Origin of the sequence: Paenibacillus dendrobii (assembly GCF_009807035.1) — a bacterium.
Classification (GTDB): domain Bacteria; phylum Bacillota; class Bacilli; order Paenibacillales; family Paenibacillaceae; genus Paenibacillus_AQ; species Paenibacillus_AQ dendrobii.
Window position 1 is genome coordinate 353,021 of sequence record NZ_WUBI01000002.1, and the last position, 19,120, is coordinate 372,140.

The 19,120-nt window shown below is 48.9% G+C and carries 20 protein-coding genes; 4 read left to right on the forward strand and 16 right to left on the reverse strand.

The genetic code is table 11. From position 1 onward, the window contains the following. The 3 genes from spoIIIAB to GRF59_RS15635 form a co-directional block, all read right to left on the reverse strand. Positions 1–519, reverse strand: coding sequence for a stage III sporulation protein SpoIIIAB (gene spoIIIAB, locus GRF59_RS15625; protein ID WP_160498645.1), 519 nt, complete (start codon positions 517–519; stop codon positions 1–3). After that, positions 512–1,504, reverse strand: coding sequence for a stage III sporulation protein AA (spoIIIAA, locus tag GRF59_RS15630; protein WP_160499108.1), 993 nt, complete (start codon positions 1,502–1,504; stop codon positions 512–514). Before spoIIIAA ends, spoIIIAB begins: the two co-directional genes overlap by 8 nt. Before the next feature lie 212 nt (positions 1,505–1,716). Beyond that, positions 1,717–2,013, reverse strand: coding sequence for a YqhV family protein (locus GRF59_RS15635; protein WP_160498646.1), 297 nt, complete (start codon positions 2,011–2,013; stop codon positions 1,717–1,719). A 170-nt stretch (positions 2,014–2,183) separates the two neighbouring features. Between GRF59_RS15635 and GRF59_RS15640 the strand changes: the two genes are divergently transcribed. Next, a complete protein-coding gene (locus GRF59_RS15640; protein ID WP_160498647.1) occupies positions 2,184–2,900 on the forward strand; it encodes a 2-phosphosulfolactate phosphatase in 717 nt (238 codons plus the stop codon). 113 nt (positions 2,901–3,013) lie between these two features. Here GRF59_RS15640 and GRF59_RS15645 read toward each other — a convergent pair whose 3' ends face one another. From GRF59_RS15645 to GRF59_RS15665, 5 genes are all read right to left on the reverse strand, one after another. After that, positions 3,014–4,267, reverse strand: a complete 1,254-nt coding sequence (locus tag GRF59_RS15645) for an aspartate kinase (protein ID WP_160498648.1) — start codon at positions 4,265–4,267, stop codon at positions 3,014–3,016. A gap of 203 nt (positions 4,268–4,470) precedes the next feature. Next, the gene (gene efp, locus GRF59_RS15650) at positions 4,471–5,028 is read right to left on the reverse strand and encodes an elongation factor P (protein WP_160498649.1); all 558 of its coding nucleotides are present in this window, start codon (positions 5,026–5,028) and stop codon (positions 4,471–4,473) included. 37 nt (positions 5,029–5,065) lie between these two features. Then, on the reverse strand, positions 5,066–6,142 hold the full coding sequence (locus tag GRF59_RS15655) for a M24 family metallopeptidase (protein WP_160498650.1): 1,077 nt from the start codon (positions 6,140–6,142) through the stop codon (positions 5,066–5,068). Between the two features lie 51 nt (positions 6,143–6,193). Next, positions 6,194–6,640, reverse strand: coding sequence for a type II 3-dehydroquinate dehydratase (gene aroQ / locus GRF59_RS15660; RefSeq protein WP_136606319.1), 447 nt, complete (start codon positions 6,638–6,640; stop codon positions 6,194–6,196). 84 nt (positions 6,641–6,724) lie between these two features. Further along, the gene (locus tag GRF59_RS15665; protein WP_160498651.1) at positions 6,725–7,234 is read right to left on the reverse strand and encodes a YqhR family membrane protein; all 510 of its coding nucleotides are present in this window, start codon (positions 7,232–7,234) and stop codon (positions 6,725–6,727) included. Positions 7,235–7,425: 191 nt separating this feature from the next. Here GRF59_RS15665 and GRF59_RS15670 point away from each other — a divergent pair, with 191 nt between their 5' ends. Continuing rightward, positions 7,426–8,421, forward strand: coding sequence for a DUF1385 domain-containing protein (locus GRF59_RS15670; protein ID WP_160498652.1), 996 nt, complete (start codon positions 7,426–7,428; stop codon positions 8,419–8,421). A 7-nt stretch (positions 8,422–8,428) separates the two neighbouring features. Beyond that, complete coding sequence (locus GRF59_RS15675; RefSeq protein WP_160498653.1) at positions 8,429–8,755, forward strand: hypothetical protein; 327 nt, start codon at positions 8,429–8,431, stop codon at positions 8,753–8,755. A gap of 66 nt (positions 8,756–8,821) precedes the next feature. Here GRF59_RS15675 and GRF59_RS15680 read toward each other — a convergent pair whose 3' ends face one another. From GRF59_RS15680 to mntR, 3 genes are all read right to left on the reverse strand, one after another. Further along, positions 8,822–9,745, reverse strand: coding sequence for a patatin-like phospholipase family protein (locus GRF59_RS15680; protein ID WP_160498654.1), 924 nt, complete (start codon positions 9,743–9,745; stop codon positions 8,822–8,824). A 74-nt stretch (positions 9,746–9,819) separates the two neighbouring features. Continuing rightward, positions 9,820–11,427 carry a family 10 glycosylhydrolase gene (locus GRF59_RS15685; protein ID WP_160498655.1) on the reverse strand — a complete coding sequence of 536 codons (1,608 nt, stop codon included), beginning with the start codon at positions 11,425–11,427 and terminating at the stop codon, positions 9,820–9,822. A gap of 148 nt (positions 11,428–11,575) precedes the next feature. After that, complete coding sequence (gene mntR, locus GRF59_RS15690; RefSeq protein WP_160498656.1) at positions 11,576–12,001, reverse strand: transcriptional regulator MntR; 426 nt, start codon at positions 11,999–12,001, stop codon at positions 11,576–11,578. Positions 12,002–12,185: 184 nt separating this feature from the next. On the opposite strand from mntR, the gene splB reads away from it, so the two are divergent. Next, the gene (gene splB, locus GRF59_RS15695; protein WP_160499109.1) at positions 12,186–13,244 is read left to right on the forward strand and encodes a spore photoproduct lyase; all 1,059 of its coding nucleotides are present in this window, start codon (positions 12,186–12,188) and stop codon (positions 13,242–13,244) included. On the opposite strand, the gene GRF59_RS15700 is transcribed toward splB, so the two are convergent. From GRF59_RS15700 to metG, 5 genes are all read right to left on the reverse strand, one after another. Then, positions 13,241–13,954 carry a cytochrome c biogenesis CcdA family protein gene (locus tag GRF59_RS15700; RefSeq protein WP_160498657.1) on the reverse strand — a complete coding sequence of 238 codons (714 nt, stop codon included), beginning with the start codon at positions 13,952–13,954 and terminating at the stop codon, positions 13,241–13,243. The genes splB and GRF59_RS15700 overlap by 4 nt on opposite strands. Before the next feature lie 17 nt (positions 13,955–13,971). Further along, positions 13,972–14,766 carry a metal ABC transporter permease gene (locus tag GRF59_RS15705; protein ID WP_160499110.1) on the reverse strand — a complete coding sequence of 265 codons (795 nt, stop codon included), beginning with the start codon at positions 14,764–14,766 and terminating at the stop codon, positions 13,972–13,974. A gap of 49 nt (positions 14,767–14,815) precedes the next feature. Beyond that, a complete protein-coding gene (locus GRF59_RS15710) occupies positions 14,816–15,568 on the reverse strand; it encodes a metal ABC transporter ATP-binding protein (RefSeq protein WP_160498658.1) in 753 nt (250 codons plus the stop codon). Positions 15,569–15,607: 39 nt separating this feature from the next. Continuing rightward, positions 15,608–16,525, reverse strand: a complete 918-nt coding sequence (locus GRF59_RS15715; RefSeq protein ID WP_160499111.1) for a metal ABC transporter substrate-binding protein — start codon at positions 16,523–16,525, stop codon at positions 15,608–15,610. Between the two features lie 259 nt (positions 16,526–16,784). After that, a complete protein-coding gene (gene metG, locus GRF59_RS15720; RefSeq protein WP_160498659.1) occupies positions 16,785–18,761 on the reverse strand; it encodes a methionine--tRNA ligase in 1,977 nt (658 codons plus the stop codon). Positions 18,762–19,120 lie beyond the last annotated feature (359 nt).

Here is a 19,120-nt window from a genome sequence, read left to right on the forward strand (position 1 = left end):
CTAAAAGATCAAAATGACGATCAATGCTCCAATCAAAAGGCCGAGACTTCTGCTGATTTTTTCATATTTGGCCTGCTCGTCTCTAGCCACGGCTTCCTCATGCTTCAGCTGCTGGGCTGCCAGGGCAATATGCTTGATCTGGTCCTGCCTGTCGCTGGTCCCTAGCGTGAAGCTCAGCTGATGGAGTATGTCTCGCTCCGGCGTTTTCATCGAAGTTCGCTTCCAGTTCTCATGCAGAGAACGCTGGATACTCTCCTGAGCGGTCATTCCGCCTCCGGAAGCCATATAATTGGCTGCACTCCCGAAAATACTCTTTAGCGGCTCTCCCAGCTGTTCTGACATCCTCTTGAACGCGTCCGGGAGGGGAGTGAACCCGTACGAAATCTCGGTTTCGAGTCTTTGCATCGCAAGAATCAGCTCCCGGATCTGTTTCGGCCTGGCTGCAAACCGGGCTGCCTGATGAAACCCCGCCAGGGTTCCCGAGAGTAAAATGAGGACAGCTCCAACCAGCTTAAGCATGGTACGCTTCCCCCTTTGCCCGCAGCTGAAGCCCGCGCATTTGCCTGTCCATCAGACGAAAAGTCGTCCTGTCGCTGCTCCGGTGCAGAATGACGTACATCTCAAACATCCTTTGATCCATGAGCCGATGCATGGCCGGCCGGCTATGCAGCTCTTCCGGGCCGCTGCCGTGAGCCGATGCAATAACAGAAATGCCTGCATGGAGCGCTTCGGTCACCGCCTCTGCATCCTCTTCCCGTCCGATCTCATCCACAATCAGCACTTCTGGAGACATGGAGCGGATCATCATCATCATCCCTTCAGCCTTGGGGCACGCATCCATGACATCCGTGCGCGGCCCAACATCAAAGCTTGGCACCCCATGTAGGCTTCCGGCGATTTCCGACCGCTCGTCTATAATGCCAACCTTCATTCCTGATTGTCTGGCCGTTGTCAGCCCCAGACATCCGCTGCTGATTTGTCTTGCCAAATCTCTCAGCAGCGTCGTCTTGCCATGCTGCGGCGGAGAGAGAATAAGCGTATGCTTCATCCGCCGCTCCTTTTCATCGTACAGATAAGGAATGAGCTCATTCGCCGCTCCTTGAATCTCTCGGGCAATCCGGACATTAAAACCGCTGATATCCCGGATATGCTCCACTCTTCCACCCGATAAAACGGTTCTTCCCGCTAGTCCGATGCGATGCCCGCCAGGCACAGTAATAAAACCTTTCCGCAGCTCTTCTTCCAGGGTATATAAGGAATGATTACTGATCAGATCCAGAAATCTGCGGCTGTCTTCTCGCTCTGTCCAAAATGCCTTGTCCTTTTCCAGGGTAAGGAGGCCTTGTCCGGTTACGAAGTGGTACCCTCCTGATTCATTCACTTCCAGCGGTCTGCCTTCGCGGATGCGTATTTCTTCCAGCCTCCCGAGGTAATCACGGGGGAGCTGAAGCAGAATGGACTTGATCCGATCCGGAAACAGTTCAAGCCAGTTTAGATTCGTGATACGACCACCCCCAAGCTGTGATTCTCTTAATCCGCGTGCACCATGTGGTTTATAGTCTAGTGATATAAAATGAACTAAAGTTACACCTTTGCTTTCCCCTCGGCTCGTTGTTGCAAAAGAGAAGGGTCTACCTTTCTTCAGTTCAATTCATATGGATGTTTTTTATACCTCATGTTTATGCTTGTACTTCAAATTTATGACGACCGAATCTATCATTTTTTCAAAATTCCGATTAAGAGACAGGATACCCCTACGAAGATCCATGCGATCTTTCCCCATGACAGCTTGTCGGCGAGTCCGATGAGTCCGATCGAAGTCGTTAAAATAAGCACGGTTGGGCCTACAAAAGCCAGCAGGGAATTTACGGCGAGCGCTTTATCCACTTGCATGAGCCTTAGCATAAACAAGGCAGCAGCAATTTCGATCGTCCCCGAAAGCATGCGAAGCGTGGCCATACTGATCACGAACTTGTCCACTGAAGGAAACCTCCTTACAAAAGAAATGTGCATCTTTTATATGGATATGCTCCTTTCTCTCTTTTTAGATATCTTTTAGAAGAAACAGCCTGGAACATTTCTGCCTGCGTGGCATATATTAGCAGTAAAATTACCAATCTCTGCGGGCTTGTTCTGTCTGATAGAGATACGCACATAAAAGTGGCTTAAGGAGGATTTAATCCATGCGGGTGGATGTGATTGCTAATGTGGACGATATTAGATCGGAGGATTTCGTACAAAAAAGCGCCGTTGTGATTGATGTATTGCGGGCCACAAGCACGATGATCACAGCTCTTGCCAAGGGCGCACGCGGCCTGCTTCCCGTAGAAACCGTCCCTGAGGCCCAAAATAAACGCAGCGAACATACCTTTGTCGGCGGGGAACGCTATTACAAGAAGATTCCAGGCTTTCAGGCGGGCAATTCCCCCCATGATTATATGTCCGGGGATATTGTGGGCAAGCTCGTGGTTCTAACGACATCGAACGGAACCCGCGGACTTCTGAAATCACAACGCGCTTCCAGGCTGCTGGCTGCCTCTTTCATGAACGGTACGGCCTGCGCTTCCGCGCTGGCGTCCTTTGAAAGTGATGTCATCCTGCTGTGTGCCGGATGCAAAAACGAGTTCTCTCTGGAGGACGGATTATGCGCAGGCATGATCATTGACGCTATGGAAACCCAGTTTAATCAATCCCTGCGCCTGAACGACCTGGGATTGGCCATGAAGCTGGCCTACAGGCAGTGCCGTCATTCCTTGTACGAGACCGTGATGGAAGGTTCCTCCGCGAAACAGCTTGTCAAGCTTGGATTCGCCCACGATGTGGAATATTGCACAGGAACGGATACCGTGCCGCTCGTACCCATAGCGAAAAACGACCTTATATTGACTCCTCTCTACTGATGCTTAACGTCCGACTTTAAATTACGAAATCAATAAACTGCTACCGAACGCAAAAAAAGCCTGAAGCTACATGCTTCAGGCTTTTTAACGTCATATGAAATTGCAAAGGCGAATTATCGTCTGTCCTGTGGTCCACCGACAAATACTTGAACATCGGTATCCAGGTTATAGGCGGTATGCAATGCTTTAACCACTTGCTCCAGATTGTCGTTTTCGATGACACAGGAGGTTTTAATTTCCGAGGTGCTGACCATTTTGATGCTGACGCCCTCTTTGGAGATCACATCAAACATTTGAGCGGCAACCCCAGGATGGCTAATCATACCAGCGCCAACGATGGAAACCTTCACCAGGTTAGTCTCTGAGGTCACTTCACGGTAAGGAAGTTTTGCCTTGAGGCTCTGAAGGACTTCCAGCGCATGGTTGCTCTCGGACAGGGATGTCGTAAAGGAGAAATCCGCCTTGCCGTCCTGCACGCCGCCCTGCACAATAATATCAACGTTAATAGCAGCCTCGGCGAGAGCGCCGAATACCTGAGCCAAAACGCCTGGAACGTCTTCCACGCCAAGAATACTGATTCTTGCCACATTTTTATCATAAGCGATGCCGCTTACCACTACACCCTGTTCCACGCTTGTTTCCTCCTTAACCGATGTTCCTTCGTTATAGTTAAAGCTGGATCTGACGACCAAATGTACTTTGTGATGCTTGGCATACTCGACTGCCCGCGGATGCAGGACAGCCGCGCCCAAATTGGCCAGCTCCAGCATTTCATCATAAGAAATTTCCGCCAGCTTGCGGGCGCATTTGACGATACGCGGATCGGTGGAATAAATGCCATCCACGTCCGTATATATTTCGCACACATCAGCCTTGATGGCTGCTGCAAGCGCTACTGCCGTTGTATCCGATCCCCCGCGGCCAAATGTCGTTATTTCCCCTTCATTTGTCATGCCTTGGAATCCGGCGACAATAACGATCTGGTTATCTTCCAGGGCAGACAGAACGCGCTCAGGCAAGATATTGGTGATGCGGGCTTTGCCGTGCACAGGCTCTGTACGGAACCCTGCCTGCCATCCTGTCAGCGAAACCGCACTGCGGCCCAGCTGGTGAATGGCCATGGACAAGAAAGACATGGAAATTTGCTCTCCTGTCGTCATCAGCATATCCATTTCCCGTGCCGGAGGCTCCGGGTTTAGAAGCTTCGCCTGATCGATCAAATCGTCCGTGGTGTCTCCCATTGCGGAAACCACCACCACACATTGATGTCCTTCGTCCTGCTTCTCAACGATGCGTCTGGCGACGCGCTTCATTCGCTCCGTGTCGCCAACGGAACTGCCTCCGAATTTCATGACGTACAGTGACAACTTGATTCACTCCCCACTCATTTATGCAAATGTCTATTTTTACGCTTTAAATTAGTATAATACGAAAGCCCAGCGGAAAGGTAGACTTTTTTTCGGCTGAAGCTATGTATATCAAGGGTTTTCCCTGTTTATGCAAAAATCCCCCTCACATAATTGTGAGGGGAATCGGAATGCTCGTACCGCTTTTCGTCCAGAAAAAGGAACTAAGCGCGGGAGATGTATTTTCCTTCACGTGTATCGATCAGGAGAACGTCATCTTCATTGATGAACAGCGGAACCTGAACGTTCAGGCCAGTTTCGACCTTTGCATTTTTAGTTGCACCCGTTGCTGTGTTGCCTTTGATTCCAGGTTCGGTTTCAACTACTTTCAGCTCTACGCTTGTTGGCAGGTTGATACCCAGAATTTCACCCTGGTAGCTCACAATGTGAACGTTCATGTTTTCTTTCAGGAAGTTCAGTTCCCATTCCAGCTGATCGCTGTCCAGCGAGAACTGGTCGTATGTTTCATTATCCATAAAAGTATGTTCCTGACCGCTTGCATAGAGATACGAAACTCCACGATTTTCGATAATCGCGCGGCCAATGGTTTCACCAGCACGGAAAGTACGCTCTACGGTATTGCCGTTACGAAGGTTTTTCAGTTTAGAGCGCACAAATGCGGCACCTTTACCTGGTTTTACGTGTTGAAAATCAAGAACGGTAAAAATATCGCCATCCACTTCTACCGTCAAGCCTGTTTTAAAATCGTTTACTGAAATCACAAAAATGCCTCCTAAAATAAAATATATATTGCGTTAATCACACCGGCAATACGGTAAATTCCTTCGACGAATGCGTCAAGACTGTTTTTCCCGTCTCCGTGATCACAATATCATCTTCGATACGCACGCCGCCAAGTCCAGGAATGTAAATACCAGGCTCTACGGTCACAACCATTCCAGGCTGTAATATATCGTCGCTCAGCTTGGAAAGGCGCGGATTTTCATGCACTTCCATACCAAGGCCATGACCCGTGCTATGACCAAATTGGTCACCGTAACCGTATTTCGTAATAATGTCACGAGCCAATGCATCGGCTTCACGGCCGGTCATACCCGGCTTAATGTTCTCGAGGGTATGAAGCTGGGCCTCCAGAACAATGTTATAAATCTCCTTCAGCTTGGCATCCGGCTCGCCAATCGCGATAGTGCGTGTCAAGTCGGAGCAATAGCCGTCCAGCAGGGCACCAAAGTCAAATGTAATGAGCTCGTTGCCTGCGATCACGCGTTCACTGGCTACGCCATGCGGCATTGCAGAACGTTCTCCCGAGGCGACGATGGTGTCAAACGAGGAGCAAGTCGCACCGTGGCGGCGCATAAAGAATTCCATTTCCAGATCGACTTCGCGTTCGGTCATCCCGGTTTTGACGAATCCAAGAATATGCTTGAATGTATCATCCGCCAGATCTGCTGCTCTTTGCATGACTTTCAGTTCTTCGGCATCCTTGAACATTCTCAATTGTTCCACAAGTCCCGAAACCGGTACCATTTGGACTGGCTTAAGCTGTTCAGCATAAGTGCTGTACGCAGCGTATGATACATCATCCTGTTCAAATGCAACCTTGCCGATATTGGCTGAGGCTAGCAGTTCCTTCACTGTATCCGTAACCCGCTGCGCATGCTCGACGACCTGGAAATCCTTCGCTTGCTGCGGCGCCTGGGTCATATAGCGAAAGTCGGTCAGCAAATATGCGTCGTTCAAAGTAACAAGCACATAACCTGAGGAACCTGTAAATCCGGTCAGATACCGGCGGTTAATCGCACTTGTTACGAAAAGTGCCTCCACATTCTTTTGCTGCATCGCTTCACGCAATTTAAGTACACGATGGTTGCTCACTAGCTATTCGTCTCCTCTCTCTTCACAGCTTCATCCGGAAGAGGCAGCGACCTATTGTCCCTGACTTTCCAAGTGGCGAAGCAGGGCAATCAATCCCAGTTCATAGCTGACAGCACCAAATCCGGCAATTTGTCCAACAGCAACCGGAGCAATGACCGATGTATGTCGGAACTCCTCCCGTGCATGGATGTTGGATAAATGGACTTCAACCGTAGGTATCCGGACAGAACTGATCGCATCTCTCACAGCATAGCTATAATGCGTAAGCGCGCCCGGATTCAGAACGATACCGTCGGCATGGCCAAGAGCGCCATGGATCCGGTCGATAATGTCGCCTTCATGATTGGATTGATAAAATGTAACTGTCACACCCAAAGCTTCAGCCTTTTGAAGCAAGCCTTCCTCAATCGCTTGCAGGCTTTGAGAGCCGTATACACCGGGCTCCCGAAGCCCGAGCAGATTCAGGTTCGGTCCGTTGATCACCCAAATGGTTCTCAAAATGGTATTCCCACCCTTATTGTCAAATAACCATCTGCTATTTTACCATAGGGGATGTCTACTTGAGAAGTTTTTTTGCACGCCCTAGGCCTTTGCTTGCTTCGGTTCGCGCTTACGTTCTTCGGTGAATTCCACGGTGATGGTATAACCGATAAATAATCCCCAGAGGAGAAAGAGACAGAATTCACTGACAATGCTGTTCCATCCGAGCTGCCGAAGCGGCTTAAGCATATGAAGCGGCGGGCCCGCAATGACAAATATAATGCACCACCATACGATCCCGTACAGGATTCCCGGCCATGGGCCTTTCATTTTCCGAAACAGGAACACGTATATCATGGATGCTACCGCCGAGAGAACGATAAAGAGGAGCAAGCCGGTCAGCTGTCCGGAGCCGCTTTTCAAAAACGAATGCTTGAAGAATGGTTCTCCGAGATATCCCGGTATCACCTTCGTAAAATGAAATATATAGAAAACCCAGTGGATGGCCCCCCAGATTAACCCCGCAAAAAAACCGAGTTCAAGCGCGAATGCAAGCGGATTCGTTGGTCCCCGCTGCGACTTTTCGCGATATGCAGCCGCCTGTGTTGTCATTTCCTCAAGTCTCCTTTTGTTTTCCTTAGTATGTACATTTCGTCCAAGCCTAAACCAACTAGAAATTGAAGCAGAAATTAGATACAATAGAAATATTCAAACTGCAACTCACATGCTGCGGAAGTGAAGTAACCTGTACAGGATCTGCTTAGGAATCCTGAACACATTAATTTTCAGGGAAGGTGAACTGGTTGTCGCAAGAATCAAAAACTGTCAGCTACGGCGGCCAAGCCGTGATTGAAGGCGTTATGTTTGGCGGCAAATATGTCAATGTGACAGCCGTGCGTAGAAAGAATCAGGAAATAACCTTTTTGGAAGTGCCGAAGCAGGATAAGAATTGGGTGCGTAAACTGCGCAAGATTCCTTTGCTGCGGGGCATTGTCAGTATTATAGATTCGAGCGCCAAGGGAACGAAGCATTTGAATTATTCTGCTGATGCATATGCAGACGACACGCTTGAACCCGAAGAGCGCGCAAAACTGAAAGAGAAGGAAGAATCCAAATGGAGCCTGAGCATGATTATCGGCGTTGCTGCCGTAGGCGTTCTCTCTTTCGTGGTCGGTAAGCTCGTGCTCACACTCCTGCCCGTATTTCTAGAAAAGATTTTCTTTGGAAAGCTGTTTGACAACTACATTCTGCATAACCTAATTGAAGGGGTTATCAAGCTGCTCCTGCTGCTTGTGTATCTGTGGGGGATATCCCAAACTCCCGTCATCAAAAGGCTGTTCCAGTATCATGGCGCAGAGCACAAGGTCATCAGCACCTATGAAGCTGGCGACGAACTCACCGTGCAAAATGTACAGAAGCACAGCCGTCTTCATTATCGCTGCGGCAGCAGCTTCATGATGCTAACGATCGTGCTGGGCGTTCTCATATATTCACTGTTTCCTTGGGATAATATGACGCAGCGCGTTCTGCAGCGGATTGTACTGCTACCTGTTGTCATCGCCGTATCATTTGAATTTCTTAAAATAACGAACTCGCTTAGAGATGTCCCCGTCCTCCGTTATCTGGGTTATCCCGGACTGTGGCTGCAGCTATTGACCACCAAGGAGCCGAAGGACGATCAGGTCGAAGTATCGATTGCCTCCTTTAAGCGTATGCTTGAGCTTGATGCGCAAATGGAAAACGCGCCAGCTTCCAATCAGCCTGTCAGAACTGGAGTCTTGGATCCCCTGAAAGGATGAGGAAAAGATGATTAGGCATGCTCTAGTCTTTTGGATTACCGTGGTCCTTGCAGTGCTTGGCGTTATAGACGATATTTTCTTCTTTAAAGCCGGACATCTGTCCAAATTGCTTATTCCGATTCTCGTGTTTGTCGTCATCCTGGGACTTTACAAATACTCGTCCTCCCGATACACCAAGAAGCCAAGGGTAAAAGTAAAACCTTCGGCACGTACGATGGAAAAGGTTGCGGCGGCCAAACGATCGCAATCGGGCGGAAAACGGAAGCATTATCCTTTTCAGGTCATCGAAGGCTCCAAGGGTAAAAATGATGATCAGCAGCCGAAATATCACTAACTCACAACGAATGAAAAAGGCGTTTATTTCTTCCATCAGGAAGTGATAAACGCCTTTTATCATGGTTCAAGCATTAAATCTCGCAAAAAATTTCTTTCCTGCTTCAACCCCCGATTCGTACAGTTCCATGCTTTTTTCCGGGGTGATATGAAAATGCGTCGTCCCGACGCCAAGTGTAGGGATTTTAATGGTCCTGAACTGGTTCACCTTCTCAATATAACGCTCGTCGTGAGCGGAGAGCATTGTTTCGAACATAGCTTGCAGCATACTGATGGGACCTCGTATCACATGTGGAATGCCTGAGCTGCGTCCAACCATTTGAAATCCGATCGTCTGGATGACTGTCTGTCCGGAAGCTTCCGCGTTCGTGTCGTCAAAGAGCCATAGAGGAAAATTGCTGAGAAGCCCCCCGTCTACGATGTATACGAACTGGTCTACAAAAGATTTCCCCCGCGCTGCATCTCCGCACATTCGCAGTATCACCGGATCAAAAAAATAAGGAATGCTCGTGCTCATGCGAATGGCTTTGGATACCTCGAATGCTGCAGGATTAATGCCCAGCTTGATCAGATCATCAGGCAGCACCAATATTTTGCCGTTGGTGATGTCCGACGCAATAATCATGAGCTTTCCGGCCGGAATATCCGAGAATGTGCGTATCCCCTTCGATTTCAAAATATTATGAATCCAGTATTCCAGTGCTTCGCCTGAATAAAGTCCTTTCTTGATGAACAGCCGTACCGCCGGTCCGATAATTTTGATATTAAAGAGAGGCGCTCTGTGGAGAAAGGATTCAAACGGGGTCGTTCTGACAATTTCACTCATTTCATCGGCTGTGAATCCCGCGGCAAGCAGCGCTGCGACGATCGAGCCTGATGAGGTTCCCGCTACTCTGTTAAATACCACTCCCGATTCTTCAGCCGCCTTCACCGCACCGGCCAAGGAGATTCCCTTGACACCGCCGCCTTCAAAAACCGCATTGATGAGCATACAAAAAACCCCCGTCCTCATCTATTCAAAATAATGTATGAGAACGGGAGTCGATTCATGACTCGTTATATGCGTTATTGCTGATAAAATGCGGTTAGTGCCGGAATAAGACCCAGAGGATTATTAATCAAATTCATCGCTCTAAAGAAAATGCTTCCTTTAATATCCGCGTACTTTTCATTGTATTTCAATTGATTGATGATCTCCTGCGAACTTTGCCATCCGGCTTCCGTTGTTCCAAGCTTATATGGAGCCTGACCGATATAGAGGTCTACGCCAGTGCCAGCAACTTCAGCAGCCCACCAATCAACCAATTTGTCGTACTGTGCGGCTTTAAAGGACATGCTCCAGTAGATTTGCGGTGCCACGTAATCGATCCAATGCTGCTGAATCCAAGTTCTAACATCCGCGTACATCGAATCATATGCCGTAACGCCGGCTTTAGTATCCGAGCCTGTCACATCCGTGGCTTTGTTGCGCCATACACCAAACGGGCTGATTCCGAACTGCACGGAAGGCTTGGCGGCATGAATCGATTGACCCAGCTGCTGCACGAACTGATTCACATTATCTCTGCGCCAATCGGCTTTTGAAAGGCCTGACGTATTATAGGTTTTATAGGTGGTATCATCATTAAAGGTCCCGCTCGATGGATAGAAGTAATCATCCATGTGAACCCCGTCAATGTTGTATTTGTTTACGACCTCCATCACGACATCGACAATATGCTGACGGGCTTCCGGAATCCCCGGATTAATAATCAACTGATTATTAGCCGTCACCACCCAATCGGGATGCTCATTAGCGACCGAATTAGCCGCCAGCTTGCTTTTTACAGTATCCATGCTCGCACGGAACGGATTAAACCACGCGTGGAACTGCATGCCTCTCTTATGAGCCTCTTCGATCATGAACTCCAGCGGATCATAACCGGGATCCTTGCCTTGTGTACCAGTCAAATACTTGGACCATGGGACAAGATCCGAAGGGTATAATGCATCCCCTGCAGGACGTACCTGAACGAACACGGCGTTGATTCCCATCGCCTGCAGCTTATCCAGCATCGAGACAAATTCCTGCTTTTGCTGGTCTATTTTTCCGACAGCTTTCGAGGATGGCCAATCCAGGTTGGTTACGGTAGAAATCCATGCACCGTGCAGACCTTGCGATTGCTGCCCCGATCCAGGCTGATTGGGCTCGGCCGGATTCGGCAGGTTTGGTATGTATGAGCCCGACAACAAAGCGATGCTCTGAGCCGACTGATTCCATAGTACCTGCAGTCCCAGATTTTCACCTACGAAACGCAGTGGCACCATAATTCTGCCATTCTTGATTTGAACAGATGCATCCAAATCCACGTAACTTCCGTTCACGAAAGCCGTGTTCTTTCCGCTGGTCAATGACATAGATGAACCGTCGCGGTCGATCTTGACGGTTTTCGTAGTCTGCTGCCAATCTACGGATGCACCCAGTCCTTCACTTATCACACGGAGCGGGACCATCGTGACATAAACCTTAGGTATGATATAAGGAGCAACATCTGTGCTGATCCGATCTCCATCCAACGTAATCGTGATGGCTTGCTTCGAAGTTTCCGCTTGAACAGAACGACTGGTAACAGGTAAAAGCAACAGGAACACGAGTGCCAGGGTCATCCATTTGTGAAACTTCCAAAACCTCATTCTACGAGTCCTCCAAGTATTGATAGATTTGCAGGCATAACGCACCACAGCCCGAAAAGGCAGCTGTTATGCCGCATCCAAAGGGTCTTTCTTGTCATTCATGAGAAACGAAGAGGCATCCGTCTCTTGGAAGGGACAGATGCCTATTTTACGAATCGCCCACTAGTTCATTGTGAATATTCCGCAAGTCTTGAAGACGCTGCTCATCGCGGCGGAAAAACTCTACAAGCGTTTCAATATGCGTGATGGAATCCCAGCTCAGGTGATGCTCGATCCCTTCCACATCCGTGTAGATATGCTCATCAGACACACCGATCATCGTCAAAAAATCCTCGAGAAGCTTGTGGCGGTCCACCAGACGTTTCCCCATCTTTTTGCCTTTACTGGTCAAAACAAGTCCGCGATATTTTTCATAGATGAGGTACTCATCTTTGTCCAGTTTTTGAATCATTTTGGTAACCGATGAAGGATGAACCTCCAAGCCTTCGGCAATATCCGAGACACGAGCATATCCCTTTTCGTCAATCAGCTTGTAGATGCGCTCCAAATAATCCTCCATGCTGGGCGTTGGCATCTTCTTCCCTCTTTTCTCTTTTTAAGCATGAATCATGGAACCAAAATACCTGCTCTTGTAATGATACATGTTTACGAGAGGACTTGGCAAGTCCTGCCGGGAAACCACTCTTTTCCCATGATTGCGCCACAAAACCGCCACATATAATAAACCGGAAAGGAGCTTGATAGCGATGGGGACAGGCATGAAAGTGAGACCGAAAAGAACACTAAGACCCACCAAACCGTTCGTACCGGACCTTGTTTATTTTGAACCGGATGCGCTGGACTATTCCAAAGGCCAAAAAATAATGGAATGGGTGAAGTCCAACGATATCCCGCTGCGAATGACAACCTCCCATAACCGTATCACGAACCTTCCGGGTGAGACCGATCTGGAAAAATATAAAAATGCTAAACGCACCCTTGTGGTCGGGGTCCGCAAAACGCTGGAGTTCGATCAGTCCAAGCCCTCGGCCGAGTATGCCATTCCGATATCCACGGGCTGCATGGGACACTGTCATTATTGTTATCTTCAGACCACGCTTGGAGCGAAGCCGTACGTCCGCGTCTACGTTAATACGGATGAAATCCTTGCATCCGCCAAACGGTACATCGAAGAACGCAAGCCGGAGATCACGCGTTTTGAAGCCGCTTGTACATCCGATCCCGTGGGCATTGAGCATATTACCGGCTCCCTGGCTGACTTGATCACATTCATGGCCGATGAGGAATTCGGCAGGCTCCGGTTCGTGACGAAATTCCATCACGTCGATCCGCTGCTGGGATTGAAGCATAACGGTCATACGCGCATACGCTTCAGCGTCAATTCCGATTATGTCATCCGCCAGTTCGAGCCCTCCACTTCCCACTTCGAGGAACGGATTGAGGCCGCGGGAAAAGTGGCTCACGCCGGCTATCCACTTGGTTTCATCATTGCTCCGATCATTTGGTATGACGGCTGGGAAGAAGGCTATGCGGACCTTCTGGCCCGTCTGGAGAAGACATTGCCGAAGGACGCAACCAAGGATTTGACTTTTGAGCTGATCCAACATCGTTTTACCAAAACGGCCAAATCCGTCATTGAACAGCGTTACCCGAAAACCAAGCTCGAAATGGATATCGAAAAACGCAAAAAGAAATGGGGCCGATGGGGACAATCCAAATATGTATACCCCGACGAACAGCAAACCGCCCTGCGCGAATTCATCACAGAGCGGATTTTTGAGCATTTCCCATCGGCAAACATCGATTATTTCACCTAGAACTTTAACCACTCAGGTGTAATCGCCTGCAGCCAAATCGTAATTTTCGTCATTTGGTTCGTGAACAGCAGCACGCCCATCAATAGCATCAAAGCGCCGCCGATCTTCATCATAATGCCGGAATATTTGACGATCCATTTCGTGGAGCCGATGAAAAAGGCGAGTACGAAAAATGGAATCGCAAAGCCGAGTGTGTATGCCGTGATTAACGGGAACCAGGCACCAGGCTCGGTTGCCGCCAAAGCAATAATGGCAGCGAGGATAGGACCTACGCACGGTGACCATCCAGCGGAAAACCCGATTCCGAAAATAAAGGAACCTATGTAGCCGGCAGGTTTGAATTTGAAATCCATTTTGAAATCTCTCATCAGAAACTTCGGCTGAAAGATACCTACGAGAAATAAGCCCATTAGAATAATCAAAATCGCAGACAGTTGGCGGATCAGATCCCGGTTATTATTAAAGAAGTTCCCGAACAAACCGGCACCCACGCCAAGCGTGTAAAATACCGCGGAAAACCCCAAAATAAACGCAAGCGTATGCGTCATGGTCCGGAAACGGACTTCTTTTTTATTCTGCTCCGTTTTCAGCTGCTGGACCGACATGCCAGTAATATAGGATAAATAAGACGGATATAACGGCAGACAGCATGGAGAGATAAAGGAAGCCAGTCCGGCTAAAAAAGCGATCCAAACATTCAAGTTTGACAAGGCCGTACCCCCTATAATTAATTCGAAAATCCTTTTTTACCGGCCATGGTCAAAATCAGAAGTGCAATCAAAAGAAGAACGATGGTTGCTCCTGGCGCCAAGTTCCAGATGCCGGCGATGACGAGCCCGATGATCACGGCAATTTCGGAAATGACCACCGATAATACGACGGAAGATTTGAAGCTGCGTGCAATCAACAGACTGATGGCGACCGGAATGGTCAGCAGCGCCGATACCAACAATGCTCCCACGATTTTGATCGCTGTACTGATGACAAGCGCAGTTAATATGGTAATCAGCATGTTCAGCATGCGTACGGGCAGTCCGTTCACGCTTGCGGCATCCTCTTCAAAGCTGAGCAGGAAAAATTCTTTGAAAAAGAGCGTAATCACCACGACCACAACCAGCGTTACGGCCCCTACCACGTACAAATCCTGCGTATCCAGCGTATAAATGCTTCCGAACAGATAACTCATCACATCTGTATTGTAACCCATACCCAGTGTAAAAAACAAAGAAGCCAGCGCGACTCCGCCGGACATAATGATGGCAATAGACAGCTCGGCATAACTTTTGTAAGCTTTACGGAGTTTTTCTATCGCAAAAGAGGCCAGAACCGCAAACACGAGACCGGCACCCAGTGGATAGACCTCGATCAAGAAACCCAGCGCTACGCCGGCAATGGTCACATGCGCCAAGGTATCCCCAATCATGGACAGCCTGCGCAGTACCAGAAAAATACCGATCAGCGGTGCCGTAATCCCGATCAAAATGCCTCCGGCCAGTGCCCGCTGGAAAAAATCACTTAGCATAATATCAATAGCCAATAAGAACGACTCCTTTTGCAAAAACAGCCACGGATCAGATCAGCGAATGCTGCAGATCCCGCTCCTCGCAATTTTGAATTTCATGTGAATGCCGGACATAAAAATTAATGTTTCCGTTTTGCTGTTTGGGATGTTTGCCCAGGTAGCTTTCGACCATCCCCATATCATGGGAAACCATCAAGAAGGTCATATGATGATGCTCATGCATGTGTGTGATAAGCTCAAAGAAATCCGCCTGCGTTTTGGCGTCGATTCCGACCGTAGGCTCATCCAATATGAGCAGATCAGGACGGTTGATCATCGCTCTTGCCAGAAAAGCCCGCTGCTGTTGGCCGCCGGAGAGCTCTCCGATCCTCTTGCCTGCGATGTCTTGAATGCCCATGACCTCCAGAGCGTCATCACACTGCTTCTGCTGACTTTTGCTGACTCTGCGAAACAGATTTTTATTGTTGTAAAGACCCGATAAGACGACTTCCCGGACGGTGGCCGGAAACAAAGGATTAAAGGAATTTTTCTGCGGAACATATCCGATCCGTTCCCAGTCCTTGAATTTGCGGATAGGCTGTCCAAACAGCCGAATGCTTCCGGCTCCAGCAGGCAGGAGTCCCACGATCATCCTCATCAGGGTCGATTTTCCGGCACCGTTGGAACCGATGATGCCTACAAAATCCCTTTCCTTGACGGTAAAACTCAGATCGCTGATAACCTGCTGGTCCCGGTAGGAGAACGAGATCTGCTCCAGCTCTACCACAGGTTGATGGCAATCATCAATAATCGGCGTAAACATGCGACATCTACCTTTCTCATTAAAATGCTATCATATTCGTTACTCTTGCAGCGCCAATATCAGATTCGTCAAATTATTGCGCATCAGGCTGAAATAATCATCCCCACGCTTCAGCTGCTCCTCGGTCAGTCCTTCAACCGGATTTAACACCAGCACCTCTGCTCCAGTCTCGGAAGCCAATGTCTTGGCAAGACGGTCCGATACCAGCTCTTCAAAAAAGATGAAATGAATTCCTTCTTCCTTCACCAGAGTGGAAAGCTGCAGAAGATCCCGAGCCCGCGGCTCCGCGTCTGGAGACAGTCCCATAATGGCATGCTGCGTCAGTCCATAATCCCGAGCCAAATAGCCAAAAGCTTCATGAGATACAACAATTTCCTTGCGCGGCATCTCGTCAAGCTTCGAACTGAATTCCTGATCCAAATCCTCTAGCTTTTTTCTGAGCTCCAGATAGCGGCTAGTGTAACCCTCTTGATGCGCCGGGTCAGCTTCAATAAAGCTGTTTTTCATATTTTCAACCATGATCATGGCCGATTTTGGACTCACCCAGGTGTGTGGATCCACGTGATGCTGGTGCTTATGGCCTTCCCCTTCGTCGTGATGCTCCTCGTCTTCATCCGCTTCAATCAACTTGATCCCCCGGCTAACCTCATAGGATTTAACCTTGGTATCTCTGTTCAGGCCCTTCAAAAACTGAGGGACCCATCCTTCCAGCCCTGCACCATTATAAAAAAAGAGCTGCGCCTTGGAAGTATTCACGATATCCTGACTGCGAGGAGTCCAGTCATGCGGCTCCACGCCTGCAGGCAGCAGATTGATGACATTGGCATTCTCTCCGCCGATGGCCTTCGCAAATTCATATATCGGGTAAAAGGTGGTCACCACGTTGACCTTGCCTTCAACTATTTTCCCCTGACTCTGTGGACCGCAACCTGCAGCCAATAGAATCGTGAGCAGCATCACAGACCATACCGCTCCGGCTTTAAGCCGCAATTTCTTCTTCACCGTTCAATGACCCACCTTAATCGTAATTTTTACTAATAAATTATAGAATGGGTTTAGAAAATTTGTCAACCATCCAGAATCAGCAAATGCCCTTGCATGAATCGCAAAACCATCTGTATCGTCAAAAAACAGAGAAAAGACGGAATACCTCTTAGACAAGGTATTCCGTCTTATTATTGCTATATTTGCAGGTGTTCAGACCAACAGGTGTTGATTACTTCACGACAGCTCCGTTTGGCATGCTGTCTGGAACCGTGGCCAAAGTCAGTTGATCACCTTGGGAGGCCGCAAGAATCATGCCCTGGGACAGTTCCCCCCGTAATTTAACCGGCTTCAGGTTGGTTACGCAAATGACTTTGCGTCCGACCAGTTCCTCCGGCGTATAGAATTTTGCAATACCGGAAACGACTTGGCGCTGCTCAAAACCCAGATCCAGCTGTAATTTGAGCAATTTGTCGGCTTTTTTAACCGGCTCGGCTGAGATCACCTGCGCCACGCGAAGTTCAACCTTGGCAAAATCCTCGATTCCGATCTCTTCCTTCAATTCTGGAGCTTCGGTAATCGCTGTTTCTTCTGCTTTCGTTTCTGCTTCCTTGGCAGCGGGTGCGCCTCCGGTCATTGCTTCCTTGATATAAGCAATCTCAGGTTCCGTTTCCAGACGCGGGAAGATCGGATTGCCTTTGACTAATTTGGTGCCTTCCGGAATGGAACCAAAGGTTTTACCGCTGTCCCAAGAGGTCAACTCGCCTTCTTCGATGCCGAGCTGCTCCCAAATTCTGCGAGGAGCCTGCGTCAGGAACGGCTGCAGCAGAATCGAAGCGATGCGCAGACTTTCCACCAGGTGAACCATCACAGAAGCAAGCTCACCGCGTTTGGCTTCATCCTTCGCAAGCGTCCATGGCTGGGTTTCGTCGATATATTTGTTGCTGCGGCTGATGAACTGGCTGATAGCCGTCAAGGCTACAGAGAATTCCATGTTTTCCATAGCTTCCTCCACCTTGGCGTAGACCGCCTTCGCCGCTTCTTCCAACTCTCCATCAAAAGCGGTTACGCCGGACTGATATGCTGGCACCAGTCCGTCAAAGTACTTATCGACCATCGCTACCGTACGATTCAACAGATTACCCAAGTCATTGGCCAGATCCGAATTCACGCGTTCTACAAAACTTTCGGGCGTAAAGGTTCCATCTGCGCCAAAAGGAACTTCACGAAGCAGGTAATACCGCAGCGTATCGAGGCCATACCGGTCAATCAACGTTACCGGGTCAACGACATTGCCTTTGGACTTGGACATTTTGCCGTCTTTCATGAGCAGCCAGCCATGCGCGAAGACTTTCTTCGGAAGGGGCAGATCCAGAGCCATCAGAATAATCGGCCAGTAGATGGTATGAAAACGTACAATCTCTTTACTCATCAAATGGACGTCGGCAGGCCAGTATTTTTCGAACATGGAAGTGTCCTCAGATCCGTAGCCAAGAGCCGTAATGTAATTAAGCAATGCGTCGATCCATACGTAAACCACATGTTTTGGATCGCTTTTGACTTTCACGCCCCACTCATAGGTGGTGCGGGATACAGCCAGATCTTCGAGCCCCGGTTTAATGAAGTTGTTGATCATTTCATTTTTGCGGGAAACCGGTTGAATGAAGTCCGGATGGTCTTCATAGTATTGAAGCAGTCGGTCCACATATTTGCTCATGCGGAAGAAATAGCTTTCTTCCTTTACCCGTTCCACCGGACGTCCACAGTCTGGACAATTCCCGTTGACGAGCTGTCTTTCCAGGAAGAAGGATTCATCCGGAGTACAATACCAGCCTTCATATTCGCCCTTATAAATATCACCTTGTGCCAACAAGCGCTCGAACACTTCCTGAACGACCTTGGTATGACGCGGCTCGGTCGTACGAATAAAGTCATCGTTGGAGATATCAAGTTTTTTCCACAATTCTTTGATCCCTGCCACAATGTCGTCGACGAACTGCTGTGGCGTCTTGCCGGCTTCAGCAGCCTTGCGTTCGATTTTTTGACCGTGCTCATCCGTTCCTGTCAGATAGCGGACATCATAGCCGCGGAGCTTCTTGTAACGCACCATGGCATCACCGGCAACGGTCGTGTAGGCATGGCCAATATGCAATTTGTCACTCGGATAATAGATTGGTGTTGTCAGGTAAAACGTCTTTTTTTCGGACATGCGAATTCATCCTCCTGAAATGCTTTCATTTTTTGAACACAAAAAAATCCCGCCCCTTAATGGGACGAGAGTTCTCTCACGTGTTACCACCCAATTTCCCCGCTTTCTCTCGAAAGATAGGCTCCATCGGTTCCCGGCAAGCTGCCGGATACCGTCCATTAACGCTGGATCACGCCGCTCCCTTACACATTAGGTACGTATGTACCCGCTGACGCTCGAAAGCAGTTCCTCCCGGACCATATTCGGTGAACCAGCCTAGACCGGTTTGCAGCTACCCCGGCTCTCTGAGCTAAGCTTATGTTCTCCTACTCATCCGTTCGTTGGAAATGTCATATATTCCTTAATATACTGAACCTCTG